The sequence below is a fragment of the Pseudomonas sp. HMSC057H01 genome (assembly GCF_001836405.1).
GTDB classification, from domain to species: Bacteria; Pseudomonadota; Gammaproteobacteria; order Pseudomonadales; family Pseudomonadaceae; genus Pseudomonas; species Pseudomonas aeruginosa.
On the sequence record NZ_KV828499.1, the window covers coordinates 1 to 223 of the forward strand.

The window sequence follows — 223 nt, forward strand, 5'->3', positions numbered from 1 at the left end:
GCCTCCACCAGTTGCTCGAACGGCAGGTCCTGGTGCGCCTGGGCCTCCAGCGCGCGTTGGCGGGCCTGTGCCAGCAGCTCGTCGAAGCCCATCCGACCGTCCAGGTCGGCCTTGAGCACCTGGGTGTTGACGAAGAAGCCGATCAGCCGCTCGGTCTCCACGCGGTTGCGATTGGCGATCGGCACACCGACACGGATATCCGCCTGCCCGCTGTAGCGATACA

At 66.8% G+C, this 223-nt stretch carries 1 protein-coding gene; it reads right to left on the reverse strand.

Annotated elements, in window-relative coordinates:
• On the reverse strand, nt 1–223 hold a 223-nt coding region (locus HMPREF2581_RS20405), incomplete at both ends, for a condensation domain-containing protein (RefSeq protein WP_139181920.1).